The sequence below is a fragment of the Micrococcus sp. TA1 genome, from assembly GCF_014199555.1.
Lineage (GTDB): Bacteria > Actinomycetota > Actinomycetes > Actinomycetales > Micrococcaceae > Citricoccus.
In genome coordinates this window covers 2,070,784-2,089,680 of record NZ_JACHNW010000001.1, presented here as the reverse complement: position 1 = coordinate 2,089,680, position 18,897 = coordinate 2,070,784, and the positions used below count along the sequence as shown (strand labels likewise).

Annotated in this window: 15 protein-coding genes; 11 read left to right on the top strand and 4 right to left on the bottom strand. The window is 68.7% G+C overall.

What is annotated here, in order from left to right:
- Nucleotides 1-10 precede the first annotated feature (10 nt).
- The gene (locus tag GGQ69_RS09050; RefSeq protein ID WP_183527352.1) at nt 11-1,126 is read right to left on the bottom strand and encodes a siderophore ABC transporter substrate-binding protein; all 1,116 of its coding nucleotides are present in this window, start codon (nt 1,124-1,126) and stop codon (nt 11-13) included.
- A gap of 368 nt (nt 1,127-1,494) precedes the next feature.
- Between GGQ69_RS09050 and groES the strand changes: the two genes are divergently transcribed.
- Both groES and groL read left to right on the top strand, forming a co-directional pair.
- Nucleotides 1,495-1,791, top strand: a complete 297-nt coding sequence (gene groES, locus GGQ69_RS09045; RefSeq protein WP_010144201.1) for a co-chaperone GroES — start codon at nt 1,495-1,497, stop codon at nt 1,789-1,791.
- Between the two features lie 234 nt (nt 1,792-2,025).
- Nucleotides 2,026-3,618 carry a chaperonin GroEL gene (gene groL, locus GGQ69_RS09040; RefSeq protein WP_183527350.1) on the top strand — a complete coding sequence of 531 codons (1,593 nt, stop codon included), beginning with the start codon at nt 2,026-2,028 and terminating at the stop codon, nt 3,616-3,618.
- A 351-nt stretch (nt 3,619-3,969) separates the two neighbouring features.
- Here groL and GGQ69_RS09035 read toward each other — a convergent pair whose 3' ends face one another.
- Nucleotides 3,970-5,424, bottom strand: a complete 1,455-nt coding sequence (locus GGQ69_RS09035; RefSeq protein WP_183527348.1) for a dicarboxylate/amino acid:cation symporter — start codon at nt 5,422-5,424, stop codon at nt 3,970-3,972.
- Nucleotides 5,425-5,598: 174 nt separating this feature from the next.
- Here GGQ69_RS09035 and guaB point away from each other — a divergent pair, with 174 nt between their 5' ends.
- Entirely contained in the window at nt 5,599-7,143 is a 1,545-nt protein-coding gene (gene guaB, locus GGQ69_RS09030) for an IMP dehydrogenase (protein ID WP_183527346.1), read from the top strand.
- A gap of 86 nt (nt 7,144-7,229) precedes the next feature.
- On the opposite strand, the gene GGQ69_RS09025 is transcribed toward guaB, so the two are convergent.
- Both GGQ69_RS09025 and GGQ69_RS09020 read right to left on the bottom strand, forming a co-directional pair.
- Complete coding sequence (locus GGQ69_RS09025) at nt 7,230-8,117, bottom strand: LysR family transcriptional regulator (protein ID WP_183527344.1); 888 nt, start codon at nt 8,115-8,117, stop codon at nt 7,230-7,232.
- A 56-nt stretch (nt 8,118-8,173) separates the two neighbouring features.
- Entirely contained in the window at nt 8,174-8,707 is a 534-nt protein-coding gene (locus GGQ69_RS09020; RefSeq protein ID WP_183527342.1) for a RidA family protein, read from the bottom strand.
- Between the two features lie 333 nt (nt 8,708-9,040).
- Here GGQ69_RS09020 and GGQ69_RS09015 point away from each other — a divergent pair, with 333 nt between their 5' ends.
- The 8 genes from GGQ69_RS09015 to GGQ69_RS08980 all read left to right on the top strand — a co-directional run bounded on the left by GGQ69_RS09015 (nt 9,041) and on the right by GGQ69_RS08980 (nt 18,829).
- A complete protein-coding gene (locus GGQ69_RS09015; RefSeq protein ID WP_183527340.1) occupies nt 9,041-9,898 on the top strand; it encodes an ABC transporter permease in 858 nt (285 codons plus the stop codon).
- A 56-nt stretch (nt 9,899-9,954) separates the two neighbouring features.
- Entirely contained in the window at nt 9,955-11,013 is a 1,059-nt protein-coding gene (locus tag GGQ69_RS09010) for an ABC transporter substrate-binding protein (RefSeq protein WP_183527338.1), read from the top strand.
- A gap of 66 nt (nt 11,014-11,079) precedes the next feature.
- Entirely contained in the window at nt 11,080-11,820 is a 741-nt protein-coding gene (locus GGQ69_RS09005) for an ABC transporter ATP-binding protein (RefSeq protein WP_255459461.1), read from the top strand.
- A gap of 45 nt (nt 11,821-11,865) precedes the next feature.
- On the top strand, nt 11,866-13,518 hold the full coding sequence (locus GGQ69_RS09000) for a M24 family metallopeptidase (protein WP_183527334.1): 1,653 nt from the start codon (nt 11,866-11,868) through the stop codon (nt 13,516-13,518).
- Nucleotides 13,519-13,944: 426 nt separating this feature from the next.
- Nucleotides 13,945-14,889: a 5-dehydro-4-deoxyglucarate dehydratase gene (gene kdgD, locus GGQ69_RS08995; protein WP_183527332.1), complete on the top strand. Its 945-nt coding sequence runs from the start codon at nt 13,945-13,947 to the stop codon at nt 14,887-14,889.
- Between the two features lie 30 nt (nt 14,890-14,919).
- The gene (locus tag GGQ69_RS08990; RefSeq protein WP_183527330.1) at nt 14,920-16,539 is read left to right on the top strand and encodes an aldehyde dehydrogenase (NADP(+)); all 1,620 of its coding nucleotides are present in this window, start codon (nt 14,920-14,922) and stop codon (nt 16,537-16,539) included.
- Nucleotides 16,536-17,864, top strand: coding sequence for an enolase C-terminal domain-like protein (locus GGQ69_RS08985; RefSeq protein WP_183527328.1), 1,329 nt, complete (start codon nt 16,536-16,538; stop codon nt 17,862-17,864). Before GGQ69_RS08990 ends, GGQ69_RS08985 begins: the two co-directional genes overlap by 4 nt.
- 23 nt (nt 17,865-17,887) lie before the next feature.
- Nucleotides 17,888-18,829 (top strand): AEC family transporter, encoded by a 942-nt coding sequence (locus GGQ69_RS08980; protein WP_183527326.1) that lies wholly within the window; start codon nt 17,888-17,890, stop codon nt 18,827-18,829.
- Nucleotides 18,830-18,897: the final 68 nt, after the last annotated feature.

Below are 18,897 nucleotides of genomic sequence, written 5' to 3'. Positions count from 1 at the left end.
GCACGCCGGCTCAGGTGCCGGAGGCGTCCCGTCCGAGGCCGGTGGGGGACGCCGTGGCCACGTGGTTGACGACTTCGTTGACCATGCGGTGCAGGTTGTCCAGGCCGTAGCCGACGAGGTACCAGTCCGCGGGATCGAGGTAGATGACCTTGCCGTTCCGGGCCGCCTTCGTGCCGCTGACCAGGTCGTCGTCCAGCACGTCCTCGGCGGTGGCTCCCTGCCGGCCGAGGGCGGCGTCCTCGTCGATGACGAACAGGTTGTCCGGGTCGGCGTCGGCGATGAACTCGGGGGAGGCCGGAGCGCCGTCCGGGCCCTCGCCCATCACCGGGGTGGCGCTGGGCACGCCGAGCACGTCGTGGATCAGGCCGAAGCGGGACTCCGGGCCGAAGGCCGTGATCTCGCCGGATCCCGTCATCACCACCAGGCCGTTGGTGTTCCCGGCGTCCTTCAGCGTCACCCGGGCATCCTCGATCTTCGTCTCGATCTCGCGGAGCGCGGCCTGCACCTGCATCTCCCGGCCGAAGACCTCGCCCAGGGCGGTGGCGTTCTGGGTGAAGGACTCCATCGGTTCCGCGGGGTCCACGGACAGGTCGATGGTCGGGGCGATCCCGGACAGTTCGGGGTACGCGTCCGCGGTCGCCGCGGAGATGATGATCAGGTCCGGCTCCTCCTCGGCGATGACGTCCAGGTCAGGCTCCGTGAGGGAGCCGACTCGCACCTCCGCGCCGTCCGCCACGGACTGCAGCTCCTCGGGGTAGGGCGCATCCGGCACGCCGTCGGGCTGGATGCCCAGTGCGTTCAGGGAATCCAGGACCCCGAGGTCGAAGACGAAGACCTTCCCGGGATCGGCCGGGACCTCGGTGGTGCCCTGGGCGTGCTCCACGGTGACGGTCTCCGCGCCGGAGCCGGTGGGGGAGGGCGTGGTGGTACCGGGAGCCGTGCCGGATGGCGAGCCGGAGGTGGGCGGCTCGGCGGGCCCGCCGGTGCAGGCGGTCACGAGGACCAGGACCGCGGTCGAGGCGGCGAGCATCAGCGAGGCGCGGCGCAGCGCCCGGGGCCTCGGCCGGGGGCGTGCGGATCGGGGGGTGGTGGCGAGGGGCCCGTCCTGCGGGCCGTGCAGGGACACGATGGTCCTCCCGTGATCAGCGGAGCGGCGGAACCCGCGGCCGTCCGGGGCCCGGCAGGCCGGGGCGATCGCGTCCCCTCCATTGTGTCAGCCCGTGACCGGGTGCGGCCAGAGTCCTGGCCGCGTGCCGGGTCGCGGACCGGCGCTCCGCGCGGCTCCCGGGGACACGACTGGCACTCGCCTTGACCGAGTGCTAAGCCTCGTCCTAGAGTCATTTCTGGCACTCCGGGGCACCGGGTGCCAAGCCTGAAGGACCTGCCATCCGGCACCCGCGACGACGGTTGGCCAGCCTACGGCGCACAGCAGAATCCACTGACGCCGGTCGGACCCCCGTGGTCTGGCCCACCACAGAGAAGGAGAGTACAGACGTGTCTGTCTCCATCAAGCCCCTTGAGGATCGCATTGTTGTCCGTCCGCTGGAAGCCGAGCAGACCACCGCTTCCGGCCTGGTGATCCCGGACACCGCCAAGGAGAAGCCGCAGGAGGGCCAGGTCGTGGCCGTCGGCGCCGGCCGTGTCGATGACAACGGCAACCGCATCCCGGTCGATGTCGCCGAGGGCGACGTCGTGCTCTTCTCCAAGTACGGCGGCACCGAGGTCAAGGTCGGCGGCGAGGACTACCTCGTGCTGTCCGCCCGCGACGTGCTGGCCATCGTCACCAAGTGATCTTCCACCGGACCCGGTCCGTGCCCCCGCACGGCACCGCGTCCGGTTGACGCACCAGGCCCGGCCAGGCACTCCAGCCGGCCGGGCCTGATCGCGTCAGCGCCGACGTCGTGACCTTCCGGCCCCAGGGCCGCGGGAGGGCGCGACGCCGGCCCCCCACCTTCACCTCGACGCGGCGACCGGATGCCCGGCCGGGCCCGGAGCCGCCGTCCACACCCGAAAGGAGCTTCGTTCATGGCGAAGCAGCTTGCCTTCAACGATGAGGCCCGCCGCGCACTGCAGGCCGGCATCGACAAGTTGGCCGACACGGTCAAGGTCACCCTCGGCCCCAAGGGGCGCAACGTCGTCCTCGACAAGGCCTGGGGCGCACCCACCATCACCAACGACGGCGTGACCATCGCCCGTGACATCGAGCTGGACGACCCGTACGAGAACATGGGCGCCCAGCTGGCCAAGGAAGTGGCCACCAAGACCCAGGACGTCGCCGGCGACGGCACCACCACCGCCACCGTGCTGGCCCAGGCCCTCGTCAACGAGGGCATGCGCCAGGTGGCCGCCGGTGCCGCCCCGAACGAGGTCAAGCGGGGCATCGAGGTGGCCGTGGCCGCCATCGACCAGCGCCTGTCCGAGAACGCCGTGGAGGTCTCCGGCAACCACGTCGCCAACGTGGCCGCCATCTCCGCCCAGGACGACACCGTCGGCGAGCTGCTGGCCCGCGCGTTCGACACCGTCGGCACCGACGGCGTCATCACCATCGAGGAGTCCTCCACGACCTCCACCGAACTGGTGGTCACCGAGGGCATGCAGTTCGACAAGGGCTACCTGTCCCCGTACATGGTGACCGACGCCGAGCGCCAGGAAGCCGTCCTGGAGAACCCCTACATCCTGCTGAACTCCGGCAAGATCTCCTCCGTGCAGGAGTTCCTGCCGCTGCTGGAGAAGGTCCTGCAGGCCTCCAAGCCGCTGTTCATCATCGCCGAGGACGTCGAGGGCGAGGCCCTGTCCACCCTCGTGGTCAACAAGATCCGCGGCACCCTGAACGTCGTGGCCGTCAAGGCCCCGGGCTTCGGCGACCGCCGCAAGGCCATGATGCAGGACATCGCCACCCTCACCGGCGCCCAGGTGGTCTCCCCGGACCTCGGCATGAAGCTGGACCAGGTCGGCCTCGAGGTGCTCGGCACCGCCCGCCGCGTGACCGTCACCAAGGACAACACCACGATCGTGGACGGCGCCGGCTCGGCCGACGACGTGAACGCCCGCGTGGCCCAGATCAAGGCCGAGGCCGAGGCCACGGACTCCGACTGGGACCGTGAGAAGCTGCAGGAGCGCCTGGCCAAGCTGGCCGGCGGCGTGGGCGTCATCCAGGTCGGCGCCGCCACCGAGGTGGAGCTCAAGGAGGCCAAGCAGCGCATCGAGGACGCCGTGGCCTCCACCCGTGCCGCCCTCGAGGAGGGCATCGTGGCCGGCGGCGGTACCGCGCTGATCAACGCGCTGTCCGTGCTGGACCAGGACGAGTCCGTCACCGCCCTGTCCGGTGACGCCGCCGCGGGCGTGAACATCGTCCGCAAGGCCCTGGTGCAGCCGCTGCGCTGGATCGCCCAGAACGCCGGCGAGGACGGCTACGTCGTCACCGCCAAGGTGGCCGAGCTGGAGCCGAACCACGGCTTCAACGCCAAGACCGGCGAGTACGGCGACCTGCTGGCCGCCGGCGTGATCGACCCGGTCAAGGTCACCCGCTCCGCCCTGGCCAACGCCGCCTCCATCGCGGCGCTGGTGCTGACCACCGAGACCCTGGTGGCGGACAAGAAGGACGAGGACGAGGACTGATCTCCTGACCTCGGCGGCGGCTCGGTCCACCGCAGCCGCTGACGCCCTCGGGCGTTGACACCGACGACGTGGCATTCCCCGCAGATGCGGGGGATGCCACGTCGTGTTTAAGGGTGTGTGTCCCCCTGCGGTCGGCCCGGAGAGCCCCGAAACCATGACGGAATGGACATGTCCCCCGTGGATCCACGGGGGACATGTCCATTCTGAGATGATGTGCTGCTCGCCGGCGCCGGCGAAGTGGCCACGGGCTCAGCGGGGTCCGGTGAGGGGTGCCGGCGCAGTGGCCCCCGGCTCAGGGGGTCCGGTGGTGCGGGGCCGGGGCCCAGCGGCCCCGGCCCCGCCGAACCCGATTCAGCGGGTGCGCGTGGGCTCGAGCGCGGAATCGTCGGCCGGCCCACCGGTCCCGGAGGTCCCGGACGCCGGAGCATCCGCCGCCTCCAGGGCGTCCTCGTCATCGGCGAGCAGGTTGGCACCGGACCGGGAGGCGTTGTAGCGCTCCTCGTCCAGGACGCCCTCCTGCTTGGAGACCAGCGCGGGCACGAGGGCCTGGCCCACCACGTTCACGCCGGTTCGCCCCATGTCCACGATCGGGTCGACGGCGAGCAGCAGCCCCACGCCGGCCAGCGGCAGGCCCAGCGTGGACAGGGTCAGCGTCAGCATGACCACGCCACCGGTGGTGCCGGCGGTGGCGGCGGAGCCCAGCACGGAGACCAGGATGATCAGCAGGTAGTCCGTCCAGCCCAGCTCGAGGCCGAAGAACTGGGCCACGAACAGGGCGGCGATGGCCGGGTAGATGGCGGCGCAGCCGTCCATCTTGGTGGTGGCGCCCAGGGGCACGGCGAACGAGGCGTAGCCGCGCGGGACGCCGAAGTTGCGCTCGGCCACGCGCTGGGTCACGGGCAGGGTCCCGATCGAGGACCGGGAGACGAAGCCCATCTGGAAGGCCGGCCACATCCCGGTGAAGTACTGCCGGACGGACAGCCCGTGGGCCTTGGCCAGGATCGGGTAGACCACGAGCAGCACCAGGGCCAGTCCGATGTAGATGGCCACCACGAACTTGGCCAGGGTGCCCATGGTGTCCCAGCCGTAGCTGGCCACGGCGTTGCCGATGAGGCCGACGGTGCCGATCGGGGCGATGCGGATGATCCACCACAGCACCTTCTGGATGACCTCGAGCATGGAGGCGGAGAAGTCCAGGAAGGGCTGGGCCTTGGCGCCGAGCTTCAGCGCGGCGATGCCCACGGCGATGGAGATGACCAGCACCTGCAGCACGTTGAAGCTGACGGAGGTGGACAGGGTGCCGTCCTCGGCGGCCGTGGTGGTGGCGGAGAGCCCGAGGAAGTTCGAGGGGACCAGGCCCTGCAGGAAGGCCCACCAGCTGCCGGTCTTGCCCTCGTAACCCTCGGGGGCCTGCTGGCCGGTGCCGACCCCGGGCTGCAGCACGGCGCCGATGACGAGGCCCACGACCACGGCGATGAGCGAGGTGATGGCGAACCACAGCAGCGTCTTGGCGGCGAGCCGGGCGGCGTTGGTCACCTTGGCGAGGTTGGCGATCGAGGCGACGACGGCGAAGAACACCAGCGGGATGACGGTGGTCTTCAGCAGGGAGACGTAGCTGGAGCCGATCACCTGCAGGGTGGCGCCGAGGCCGGTGGGCGTCTCCTCGGTGTGGCCCATGGAGCGGGCGAGCAGGCCCAGGGCGAGACCGAGGACCAGGGCTGCGAGGATCTGGACGCCGAAGCTGGTCGTCCAGGCGGGCAGCCGCCGGGAGGTGGGAGTGGGTGCGGTGCTGGTGGAAGTCGTCACCGGAAAAGGGTAGGACCGCCATACCACGGGCGGATAATGCTGTTGCGCCGTGTGACGACTGCGTGACGGGCGTCGCAGGGGGCGGCCGTTCCGCGTGTGAGCGAACTCAAGGCGTCAACCATTGCCGCGGGCCTAGACTAGGGGGCAACCCGCTGACCGAAAGGCCCCCCGCCCGTGAGTGCACAGATTTCCGGCCCCTCCGACGACCCGGTGGCCACCGCCGCCGATCCCTTCGGCTTCGTCGGACTGACGTATGACGACGTCCTCCTGCTCCCGAACGCCACCGACGTGATCCCCGCCGACGCGGACACCTCCACCCGGCTGACCAAGCGCATCACCCTGAACATCCCGGTGGTCTCGGCGGCCATGGACACCGTCACCGAGGCGCCGCTGGCCATCTCCCTGGCGCGCCAGGGCGGACTGGGCATCATCCACCGCAACCTGTCGGTCGAGGACCAGGCCGCCCACGTGGACCGGGTCAAGCGCTCGGAGTCCGGCATGATCACCGACCCGGTGACCGTGGGCCCGGACGCCACCCTCGCCGACTGGGACGATCTGTGCGCCCAGTACCGGGTCTCCGGCCTGCCGGTGGTGGACGCCTCGGACACCCTGCTGGGCATCATCACGAACCGGGACACCCGCTTCATCCCGCGTGCCGAGTTCGAGCACCGCACGGTGGAGTCGGCGATGACCCGGATGCCGCTGATCACCGCGAAGGTCGGCATCTCCCGTGAGGAGACCGTCCGGCTGCTCTCCGAGCACCGGATCGAGAAGCTGCCGCTGGTGGACGACCACAACAGGCTCAAGGGCCTGATCACCGTCAAGGACTTCGACAAGGCCGAGCAGTACCCGGACGCGGCCAAGGACGAGGAGGGCCGGCTGCGCGTGGGCGGCGCCGTGGGCTTCTTCGGCGACGGCTACGAGCGTTCCATGGCGCTGGTCGAGGCCGGTGCGGACGTGCTCGTGGTGGACACCGCCAACGGCCACACCCAGGGCGTGCTGGACATGATCGCCCGCCTCAAGAAGGACCCGGCCTCGCAGCACGTGGACATCATCGGTGGCCAGGCCGCCACCTACGCCGGTGCCAAGGCGATCGTGGACGCCGGCGCGGACGCCGTGAAGGTGGGCGTGGGCCCGGGTTCGATCTGCACCACCCGCGTGGTGGCCGGCGTCGGGGTCCCGCAGATCACGGCCATCTACGAGGCGGCCAAGGCCACCATCCCGGCCGGGGTCCCGCTGATCGCCGACGGCGGCCTGCAGCACTCCGGTGACATCGGCAAGGCGCTGGTCGCCGGCGCCGACTCCGTGATGCTCGGCTCCCTGCTGGCCGGCACCGCCGAGTCGCCGGGAGACCTGGTGTTCTACAACGGCAAGCAGTTCAAGGCCTACCGCGGCATGGGCTCCCTGGGGGCCATGCAGACCCGGTCGGGCAAGCGCTCCTACTCGAAGGACCGTTACTTCCAGGCGGACGTGCCGGATGAGGACAAGCTGATCCCGGAGGGCATCGAGGGCCAGGTGCCCTACCGCGGCCCGCTGTCCGCCGTGGTGCACCAGCTCGTCGGCGGCCTGCGCCAGACCATGTTCTACACCGGCGCCCGGTCCATCGGTGAGCTCAAGCGGAACGGCCGCTTCGTCCGGATCACCCCGGCCGGACTGAAGGAGTCCCACCCGCACGACATCATGATGACCGTGGAGGCCCCGAACTACCGGTCGCGGTAACGGACCCATACCGCCCAGTGTGACGTTCCCGGGCACCCACCAAGGGGGCCCGGGAACGTCATCCCCTCGCCATCAGTAGGGTCCGACTAGGACAGGTTCTCGGGATGTAGGTGCTCCAACGCTCGGTGCACGATCCTCCGACGTTCATCCCTGCGCCACATAGCATGGAGCTCGACGGGCCGAGGCTCGTGCGTCACGATAGGTACGAACTTCACTTTTCCGAATCCCAGTTGGGACGCCGAGGCAGGCACGAAGGCGATCCCGCGTCCGGCAGCGACGAGCCCGACCATGGTCAGGATCTGGCTAACAGTGTGCGCGTACCTCCAACGGGACACCGGGAGCATGCGCACCACGATGTCGTAGAAATACTTCGCATCCACGGGGGAGTGCATGATCAGTTCCTCGTTGACCAGATCGTCGGTGGTGAGCGGGCGAGTGCGCTTTGCGAGGGGATGGTCCGCGGGAAGCGCGACGACCAGGGCTTCGCTTTTGAGGGCCCGTGAGTGGTAGATATCCGGGTCGGCAGAGGGGCGCCCGATGGCCAGGTCGATCTCGCCGTGATCCATGGCGGTCAGCTGATCGCGGGTGACCATCTCCTTCACCTCGACGGAGACCTCCGGCATGGCCTCGGCGATGCGATTCAGTACCGTTCCCATCAGGTCGAAGGCACTCGCGGCCGTGAACCCGATGCGCAATACCCCGACCGATCCGGCGGCAACGCGTCTCGCGACCTCAGGTGCCGCATCCGCAACACTCAGCAGGCGTCGTGATTCCACGAGGAAGGCACTGCCCGCTTCCGTCAGTTCGACACGCCGGTTGTTGCGGGCGAGGAGCTGGACCCCGACGGCGGCCTCCAGACGTTGGATCTGCCGGCTCAACGGAGGCTGCGTCATGCTTAGGCGCTCCGCCGCTCGCCCGAAATGTAGTTCCTCCGCAACGGCTATGAACGCGCGGACCTGGTCGAGTGAATACACGATACCCACACGCTATCACCGAGCACGGAGGCCGGACGACCCGATAAGGCCGGTGATCAGGGGTGACGGTCTTGAGTGCTCGGGGTGCCCTCTGCCGGGTGCAGCCCCACGACGAGTTCGATCTCGACGAGCGCGTTGGCGGGCAATCGGGACACGCCCAACGCCGTGCGAGCATGGCGGCCTCGCTCACCGAGGGCTGTCCCCAGAAACTGGGAGGCGCCCTCGATGACGCTGGGATGCTCCATGAAGTCTTCCGTGCTGGCCACGTACCCATTGAGCTTAACCACCCGCGCGATCCGTTTCAGGCCGACGGCACTGTCCAGTTGGGCCAACGCGTTGGCGGCGCACAACTCGGCCGCCGCCACCGCCTCATCCAGGGTGCGGTCCTCGCCGACGCGCCCCTCATAGGCGAGCCGGCCATCGTCCTTGGGGATCTGGCCCGAGACGAAGGCCAGTTCACCCCACGTCTGCACCGCAACGTAGCTGTAATTCGGTGCTGTTGCCCGGGGGAGGCGAATGCCGGACTCGCGTAACCGGTCGCGGACACCGTTTACAGTGTGCAGCTTCTGGGCTGGGGATGGATTCAGCATGGGGAACTCCTCGTAGACAGGCAGTGATGGTCGATTCGAGCGTCCCAGCGGACCTAATGCCTGTCCAAGACCATTTGGGTTTGCTCTCATGCCATCGCGGTATCACGACACGTAGTCCGCGCGCCCTCCGAGGCTCCCGGGGTGTCGGGACGCCCAATGGAACATGATTCCCTATGGGCATCACTGCATGCACAAGAGGTGTTAGACAGGTATGATCCCCGCTTCGATACTGGATTGAACACCTCCATGTGATCGGACTCACTGTTGAGCCGAGGCGTGAGGGACATCCGACGGAAGAACGATCTTCCGGACCAGAACGCGTTTGGAGTAGCCATGAGTCAGGCAATGCCAGTAGAGAGCACGATGAGGGTCGGCGCGGCCTCCCCGGAGAAGTCTCCAGAAGTGGCCCCGCAGCGCCGGCAGGGGCGATCGGTACCGGTCGGCGTCGCCAATGCGGTCAAGGCGGTGGTCGGCGTCGTCGGGGTCCTGGCGCTGTGGGAGCTCGCGGTGCTCTTCCTGCGCCTCCCCGAGTACCTCATGGTCGGGCCGCTGTCGGCGGTGCAGGAGTTCTTCGCCCGCCCCGAGTACTTCATGGAGAACGCCTTTATCACGGTGCAGGAGGCACTGGCGGGCTTCGCGCTCGGCACCGCCCTCGGCGTCCTGTGCGGGGCTGTTCTGTACTACATCCCCGCGATGCGGCACTTCCTGTATCCGACGCTGATCGCGATCGACACCATTCCCAAGGTTGCCCTCGCTCCGCTTTTCATCGTGTGGTTCGGCTTCGGGTTCGAGTCCAAGGCCTTCGTGGCGATGGCCATCGCCTTCTTCCCCCTGGTGATCAACACCTTCGACGGCCTGTCGTCCGTCCCCAACGAACTGAAGGAACTGGCCAGGATCAACAGGGCCAGCAGGTGGATGCAGATGACGAAGATCGAGTTCATCTACGCCCTGCCGTCGATCTTCTCAGGTGCCAAGATCTCCATCTCGCTCGCCGTCGGCGGCGCCGTTGTCGGTGAGTTCATCGCGGGCTCGTCCGGTCTGGGTTACGTGATCTTGCTTGCGAACAGCCAGGTAGACCTGCCCTCAATGTTCGCTGCCTTCATGGTGCTGGCGGCCATCTCCCTCGTCCTCTTCTTCCTCATCAGCGTGCTGGCGCAACGCCTTCTTCCCTGGCGGAACTACAGCAAGTAGTCCCCTGCCGAAACGCTCGCGACCCTGTTTCCCCACGACCCGAATTAAGGAACACCATGAAGAACCTGCTCACCCACCGTCTCACCCTCGCTGCAGCGTCACTGTCCTGTGCGGCCCTCGCCCTCACGGCGTGTTCCAGTGCCGCTGGGGATACGGAGGGCCAACTGGATGACATCACGCTGATGACCGACGTGGCATTCCTGCCCAAGCACGCGCCGTTCTTCTCGGCTGTGGCGCAGGGCTTCTTCGAAGAGGAGGGTATCGCCCTCGAGATCATGCCCGGTTCGGGGTCTAATAACACGGTCACCTCGGTCGATACGGGTCGGGTCGACTTCGGCTGGGCCGATTACGGCGTCACCATCCTCAACAAGGGCGAGGGGGCCTCGGTCAAGCAGATCAACCTCGTCCAGGGGAGCTCGGCCTACGCGACGCTGGCCCTCCCCGACAGCGGCATTGCCGAGTGGTCCGACCTGAAGGGCAAGACCGTCGCCACCGAGGGGGCGGGAGCGATGACGGCGCTCTGGCCCCTCGCGGTCGAGGCCGCCGGGCTGGGAGAGTCTGACGTCGAGGTCGTGCACGCCTCGGGCGAGTCGAAGATCCCCGGCCTGCTGGCCAAGCAGTGGGATGCCAACATCTCGCTCTTCGTCTCCGATGAACCGGTGCTCATCGGTGAGGGAGTGGAGCCCGTGATCCTGAAGTGGGCCGACCTCGGCGTCAGCTATTACGGCAACGGGATCGTTACGTCAGAGGACAAGCTCGAGAACGATCCGGACCTGGTCAAGCGGTTCAACTCGGCGATGCAGAGGGGATATCTGTGGGCGTGCCAGAACCCGGAGAAGGCCGCCGCAGACTTCACGGCCGAGGTGTCGGGCTTCGCACCGGAGACCGTGGAAGTGGCGATCGAGGGCCAGTGCAGCCTGAGCTGGACCGAGGAGAACGAGGAACTCGGTTTCGGGGCCATGAGCGATCAGGGCACTCAGGCCTTCATCGACGTCGCGGGGGACTACCTCGGGCTCGAGAATCCTCAGGATCTCGACGCCTCGAGCGTCTACACGAACGAGTTCCTCACAGAGATCAAGCCGGGCGAGGACATCGCGTCGCCTGAAGAAGACTAATCGCGCATCAGGAACGGAGCAGTCGTTATGCAGGATCAGCCAGTGATCAGTGTGCGGGACGTCGGGATGACCTACAGGTCCCGCGACGGACTCGAGAACCAGGTCCTCCAGGGGTGCAACTTCGACGTTGCATCCGGAGAGTTCGTCTCGATCGTGGGACAGTCGGGCAGCGGAAAGACCACGCTGTTGAAGATCATCTCAGGGCTCGTCAAGAACACCGCCGGTGAGGTGCAGGTCCGGGGCCGGGACGTCAACGAGGCGCTGCACGACATCGCCATGGTCTTCCAGAGCCCTGTGCTCCTGCCCTGGAGGAACAACCTCGACAACGTCATGCTGCCGATGGAATTCCGGAAGAGGGCGACCCGGCAGAGTCGGGAGTATGGGCTGGAACTCCTGGACCTCGTCGGCCTGGGGGGCAAGGCCAAGAAGTACTCGTACGAGTTGAGTGGCGGCATGCAGCAGCGCGTGGCCATCTGCCGGGCGCTCGTGTCCCATCCCGAGATCCTGCTCATGGACGAGCCCTTTGGCGCCCTTGATGCCATGACGCGCGATTCGATGAACATCGAGCTCCAGCGCATCTGGCAGGAGACGAAGCGGAGCGTGCTCTTCGTGACGCACAGTATCCCGGAGGCCGTGTGGCTGGGGGACCGCGTCGTCGTGGTGGGGGACCGTCCAGGCCGGATCATCGCCGACATCAAGGTAGATCTCCCCCGGCTCAGGACGAAGGAGCACCGGTACTCCGATGACTTCGCCCGGTACGTGGCCCAGGTCGAGTCCCTCATCGGCGTCTCCGGCGCCATCAGCTGACCCGCCGATTTCTTGTCCCAGTAACAGTCTTTAGGAGAGAGTTTGATGTTGCGCATTGTCTGTGACCCGCAAGCCGTCGCCGATCGTTACGGGTTCCACCCCCTCGAGAGCATGTTGTTCACCGCGATCCGCCTTGACTCGCATCGTTTCGTGATCCCCCTGATCGCCGAGCAGGATGGGCGGGACGTGCTCCTCGTGCGCCAGCAGGAGCAGGGCAACGTGTTCTCCGCGGGCGTCAGCCCGGAGCAGGTGCGCTTCTACGAACCGTGGGTCACGATCGACGCCCGCATCATCGAGGACAGCGAGGCTGCGCCCTCGCTTCCCGCCCTGGTCAGGGAACTCTCGGGAGGCGGGGCGGTGGAGCTCGATGCCCGCGCTCCCTATGTCCACTATCTGGGGATCTCGGGCGAGGTGAGCGTCGAGGTACCCCGGCATGGAGAACCGCGACGGGTCGTCGCCTACGCGGTCGACAAGTCCAGGGTGCTCGAGGCGTTCTCCTCCTGGCGTGAAGAAGGCGTAAGGGTGGCCAAGGGACTCATCGACCATGTGCCTGCGCTGCACGGCCTGGAGAATGAGCTGACGCACAGTCTCGACACCCGGTACGACAGTCTGAAGACCCTCTCGGAGGATCTGGGCGTTCAGGCGGTGCTGATCTCCTCGCCGCCCAACTTCACCGAGCTGACCGGTATTCGCGCCCGCCAGGGAGCCTTCGCCCTGTGGACCGCGAGTGACGAGCGAGTCGTCATCATCGCCGAAGACACCGTGACGGATCTGCCCGGTGTCCCGGTGGGGCACTACGCATCAGCGTCAGAGGCGATCACTGCCATCGCCGGGACCGGTCGGCTGGCGTTCGAGGAACAGTGGGAGACCACCGGACTCGCCCTCGAACTCGTCGGGCACGGGGCGACCCTCGTGTCGGCCTCCCGAACGCTGGGGTCGTGGCGCGACCTGCGAGACCATGAGGACCTGGCCTTCCAGGTGGTCGCCGCGCGCACGAGTGTCACGGCCATCGAGAAGACGGTGCAGTGGATCCATGACCAGCTCGATGCGGGGCTGGCCATCAGTGAACTGGACGCCTACGCGGAGTACCTCCGCAATATCCAGCAGTTCCGCATCGATCACGAGATCCCCTTCGCGGTCGAACCGTACTTCACGAATCTGCACTCGTCATCGCGCATGCTGTTCCCCGGTCCGCCGGTGGACTTCCCCATCGACGGGGAGACGAAGTGCGTGCAGCTCGACGCCGGGGTCAAGGTCACCGTCGACGGGGTGACCCTCGCGACCTCGGACATGGCCAGGTCAGTGCTGCGCAGCGAGAACGGGAAGGAAGCGTACGAGTTGCTCACGACCGCAGTGCGGGAGGGCATCATCGATAGCCTCCGACCCGGAATGGTCTGTGAGGACGTGCACGCGAACACCCTGAAGTACCTCGAGGACGTGCGTCCGCGCATGATCGAGATCGGCCTGCTCGGGCACGAGGTCGATTTCAACGCGGAGTACAGCAAGCGCAACGTAGGTCACCTGATGGGCAAGCAGGAATCGTTTGCCAACGAGCTCCGGCCCGGGTACACCCACGTCCTCACCGCGGGCAGTTACGGGGCTGCCGAGATCCCCTGGCGATACGGGGACCATGCCATTGGCACGGAGGACCTCTGGTACATCGGTGAGTCCCGGACCTACAACCTGACCCTTCGCTGATCCCGGGCCCGCCGGGCCGCCCCGCAGGAGATGTCCTGTGGCGGACCGGCGGGCCTGTCAGCTGACCCCAGGGGCGGCGGACTGGCTGAGTCGCGGCGCCACATGCTGCTGTGGCAGGGGTACCCGCTCCAGGGGCGGGGGTGACCGGGGCCGTTCGCGGCCGGCCCTTGACTGCTCACGACGCTGCCCACCCCGCCCCGGCGTCACGGACCGTTCCGGCGCGAGGGACCGGGTGGGCCTTTTCTCGTTCTCTCCTTCGGGTCCGGTGGGGGAGTGTCCTCACCTCGATGCCCGAAGGGTATTGAAGTATGCAAAGAATGCCTTGGACAGGCATGATTCCCCTTCCTACCGTGGAAGAGGAACGGCACGGACGCCGTCCAACCCCAGCTCGGAGTCTCCGCGCTGCTGATCAGGAGGATGCTCTTCATGGCTCACTACACCCCGCTCGAACTCGCCGCCCGCCTGAAGGACGGCCTGCTGTCTTTCCCGGTCACCCCGTTCGCTAAGGACCTGTCCGTGGACGAGGCCGCCCTGCGTGAACACGTGGCCTGGCAGTCCGGTCACGACGTCGCGGGCCTGTTCGCTGCCGGCGGCACCGGGGAGGGTTTCTCCCTGACGAATGAGGAGCACGCCCAGGTGGTGCGCGCCGCCGTCGAGTCCTCCCGCCCCGAGGTGCCGGTGCTCGGCTCCGCCGGTGGTTCCACCCAGCAGGCCATCGCCCAGGCCCGGTCCTCCGAGGAGGCCGGCGCCGAGGGGATCCTCCTGCTGCCGCCATACCTGACCGAATGCGACCAGCAGGGCCTGCTGGAGCACGCCTCCGCCGTCATCGGCTCCACCCGAACGGCCGTCATCGTCTACAACCGCGCCAACGCCATCTACTCGGCCGAGACGGTCGCCGAGCTGGCCCGCCGCCACGAGAACTTCATCGGCTTCAAGGACGCCATCGGCGACATCGAGCACCTGTCCAAGGTCTATGCCCGCAACGGCGACCGGATGTTCTACCTCGGCGGCCTGCCGACCGCGGAGACCTACGCCCTGCCGCTGCTGCAGCTGGGCATGAGCACGTACTCCTCGGCGATGTTCAACTTCGTCCCCGAGTTCGCCCTCGAGTTCTACGGGGACGTGCGCCGCCAGGACCGGGAGGCCGTCACCGAGAAGCTCAATCGTTTCGTGCTTCCCTACCTGGACATCCGCGACCGCGGCAAGGGCTTCGGCGTCTCCATCGTCAAGGCCGGGCTGCAGGCCGTCGGCCGTCAGGCCGGAGTCGTCCGTCCTCCGCTGCACGACCTCTCCGAGCAGGACCGCAGCGACCTGTCGGCCCTGATCGAGAGGGCCGGGGCGCGCCCGGCCTCCCCGGCGCTGGTGGCCTGAACCCCTCCTGACCGACCCGAAGGAGCAACCATGACCTTGACCCAGACCGCACTGACCGGCCACTCGATCGTCGCCGGCGCATCGCTGCCGGGGAACGGCGGCACCACCCACGGCCACGACCCGGCCACCAACGAGCGGCTCGAGCCGGCGTACTCGCTCATCGACAACGAGCAGCTGGCCCGCGCCACCGCCGCCGCCGAGGAGGCCTTCGCCTCCTTCAGCACCCTCGACCCGGGGACCCACGCGGACTTCCTCGACCGGATCGCCGAGAACATCGAGGCCGTCCGGGACGAGCTCGTGGCCCGCGCCATGGCCGAGACCGGGCTGCCCGAGGCCCGGCTGAGGGGGGAGACCGGCCGCACCACCGGCCAGCTCCGGCTCTTCGCCCGCGTCGTCCGCCAGGGCGACCACCACGGGGTCCGCATCGATCCGGCCCAGCCGGACCGCACGCCCGTGCCGCGTGCGGACATCCGCCAGCGCAAGGTCCCCCTGGGGCCGGTGGGCGTCTTCGGCGCCAGCAACTTCCCGCTGGCGTTCTCCACCGCCGGGGGTGACACCGCCTCGGCCCTGGCCGCGGGCTGCCCCGTGGTCTTCAAGGCACACAACGCCCACCCCGGCACCGGGGAGATCGTCGGCCGGGCCATCACCGAGGCCGTGCGGGACCTCGGGCTGCACCCGGGGGTCTTCTCCCTCATCTACGGTCCCGGCTCCTCGGTGGGCCAGGCGCTCGTCGCGGACCCGCGGATCAAGGCCATCGGCTTCACCGGTTCCCGCGCCGGTGGCACCGCGCTGATGGCCACCGCCGCCGCCCGTCCGGAGCCGATCCCGGTGTACGCCGAGATGAGCTCGATCAACCCGGTCTACTTCTTCGCCGGGGCGCTCGCCGGCAGCCAGCAGGACCTGGACTCGTTGGCCGCCGCCTTCGTGACCTCCCTGACCGGATCCTCCGGCCAGTTGTGCACCGCTCCGGGGCTCGTCTTCGTCCCCGCCGGCGAGGACGGCGACCGCTTCAGTGCCGCGGTGTCCCGCGCCGTGGCCGAGAGGGACGGACAGACCATGCTCACCGCCGGGATCGCGAAGTCCTGGACCGACGGCGTCGCGCACCTCTCTGCCCAGCAGGGCGTGGCCGCGGTGGGCCAGGGCCGGGACGGGGCCACCGAGAACGCCCCGGCCCCGGTAGTCTACGGCACCGACGTGGACACCTTCCGGTCCAACGAGGTGCTCCACGAGGAGATCTTCGGGGCGGCCTCCCTGTTCATCCGCTACTCCTCCCTGGACGAACTGGTCGCGGCCACCCGCGCGCTGGAGGGCCAGCTGACGGCCACCCTGCACCTGACCGAGGCCGACCACGCCGCGGCGGCTCCGCTCATCCCGGAACTGGAGCGCAAGGTCGGACGCATCCTCGTCAACGGCTGGCCCACCGGCGTCGAGGTCGGGCACGCCATGGTCCACGGCGGCCCGTTCCCGGCCACCTCGGACTCGCGCACGACGTCGGTCGGCACCCTGGCGATCGAGCGTTTCCTCCGTCCGGTGGCGTACCAGGACCTGCCCGAGGCGCTGCTGCCGGCGCCGGTGCGCGACGCCAACCCGTGGCACCTGAACCGCCGGGTCGACGGCGAGATCACGCTCGAGACCGGTGGTGAGCGATGACCGGCCAGCCCACGATCGCCGGCGTCGAGGTCGTGCCCGTGGCGGGGCACGACTCGATGCTGCTGAACCTCTCCGGGGCCCACGGGCCGTTCTTCACCCGCAACATCGTCATCATCACCGACTCCGAGGGCCGCACGGGCCTGGGTGAGGTGCCCGGCGGGGAGAGGATCCGCGGCACGGTCGAGGAGGCGGGGCTCCGGATCACCGGCCAGCCGGTGGCCCGGTACCGCAGCCTGCTGCGGGGGATCGCCACCGCCTTCGCCGACCGGGACGCCGGCGGGCGCGGTCTGCAGACCTTCGACCTGCGCACCACCGTCCACGCCGTCACCGCGATCGAGTCGGCGCTGCTGGACCTGCACGGACAGTTCCTCGGCGTGCCCGTGGCCGAACTGCTGGGCGACGGCCAGCAGCGGGAGTCCGTGCCGATGCTGGGTTACCTGTTCTACATCGGCGATCCGGACGGCACCGACCTGCCCTACCTGCGGGAACCGGACGGTGCGGACGACTGGGAGCGGATCCGCCGGGAGGAGGCCATGACCCCGGACGCCGTGGTGCGCCTGGCCGAGGCGGCCCAGGCCCGCTACGGGTTCCAGGACTTCAAGCTCAAGGGCGGCGTCCAGTCCGGCGACCTCGAGGTGGACGCGGTGACGGCCCTCAAGGGACGCTTCCCGGATGCGCGCATCACGCTGGACCCCAATGGCGGCTGGCTGCTCCAGGACGCGATCCGGCTCGGCCGGCGCATGCAGGGCGTCGTGGCCTACGCCGAGGACCCCTGCGGTGCCGAGGGCGGGTTCTCCGGCCGCGAGGTGATGGCCGAGTTCCGCCGCGCCACGGGCCTGCAGACCGCCACCAACATGATCGCCACCGACTGGCGGCAGATGGCCCACGCCATCCGCACCAATGCCGTGGACATCCCGCTGGCCGACCCGCACTTCTGGACCATGGCCGGCTCCGTCCGCGTGGCGCAGTTGTGCCACGAGTTCGGCCTGACCTGGGGGTCGCACTCGAACAACCACTTCGACATCTCCCTGGCCATGTTCACCCACGTCGGCGCCGCCGCACCGGGGGAGATCACCGCCCTGGACACCCACTGGATCTGGCAGGACGGCCAGGGTCTCACCACCGATCCGCTGCGGATCTCCGACGGCGAGGTCCGCGTGCCGGACGCGCCGGGCCTGGGCATCGAACTGGACCGCGAACGCCTGGCCGAGGCGCACCGGCTGTACCTCGAGCACGGCCTGGGCGCCCGTGACGACGCCGTGTCCATGCAGTACCTGATCCCGGGGTGGGAGTTCGACGCCAAGCGACCCTGCCTCGTCCGCTAGCGCGGACCGGGAACCCGCCGCCCGTGGAAGGAGTGCTCCTCGGCTTCAGCATCGTCCTGGTCATCACCGGGATCGGGCTGCTGGCCGCCGCGCTGCTTCCACGGGCCACCACGGCTCTCATCCAGCAGGGCCTCACCCCGGCCATCTACTACGTCACCAACCCGCTGCTCATGGTGGTGCTGGTGGCGGAGATCGACCTCGGGGCGTTGGTGGGCGTCTATGCCCCCGTCGCCCTCGTCACGGCGGTCGTCGCCGGTGGCTGCTACGCGCTCGGCAGCAGACTGGTGCTCCGGCGCACCGCCGGCCAGACCGCCGTCGGCGCCATGGCCTCGTCCTACGTCAACGCCGGGAACATCGGCCTGCCCATCGCGATCTACGCGGTGGGCGGTTCCGCGCCGGCCGTGTCCGTGCTGGTGACCCAGCTGCTGCTCATCGCCCCGGTCTACCTCACCGTCTTCGGCTGGTGCTCCCGACAGTCCGGATCCTCCCAGCCCCGCCTGGGGCGCACGGTGCTGAGATCCGTGGCCAACCCGGTCACCGTCGCCACCGCCGCCGGCGCCGTCCTGGCCCTCGTGGACTGGGTCCCTCCCGAGGTCATCTGGACACCGATGGACATGCTCGGCCGGGCCTCCATCCCCCTGCTGCTGTTCGTGTTCGGCCTCTCGCTGGCCTCACGACGTCCGTTCCGGGACCGGGCGCTGGTCCCGGACATCGCGTGGGGGTCCTTCGTCAAGCTGATCCTGATGCCGGTCGCGGCCTGGCTCCTGGGTCACCACGCCTGGGGGCTGCAGGGCATGGAACTGTTCGGCGTCGTGGCCATGGCCGCGCTGCCGACCGCCCAGAACGTCTTCCTGTTCTCCAGCCAGTTCAGGCTGCCCAACCTGCTGGTGCGGGACATCGTCTTCACCTCCGCGGTGCTGTCCCTGCCGGTGATCCTGGTGGTGGCGCTCCTGCTGGGGCCCTGAACGCCCCGTCGGGGCACGCGGGCCTGGCCCCCTCGGTGGTCCCCGGCGCCGGCTGACTCGACGGACGG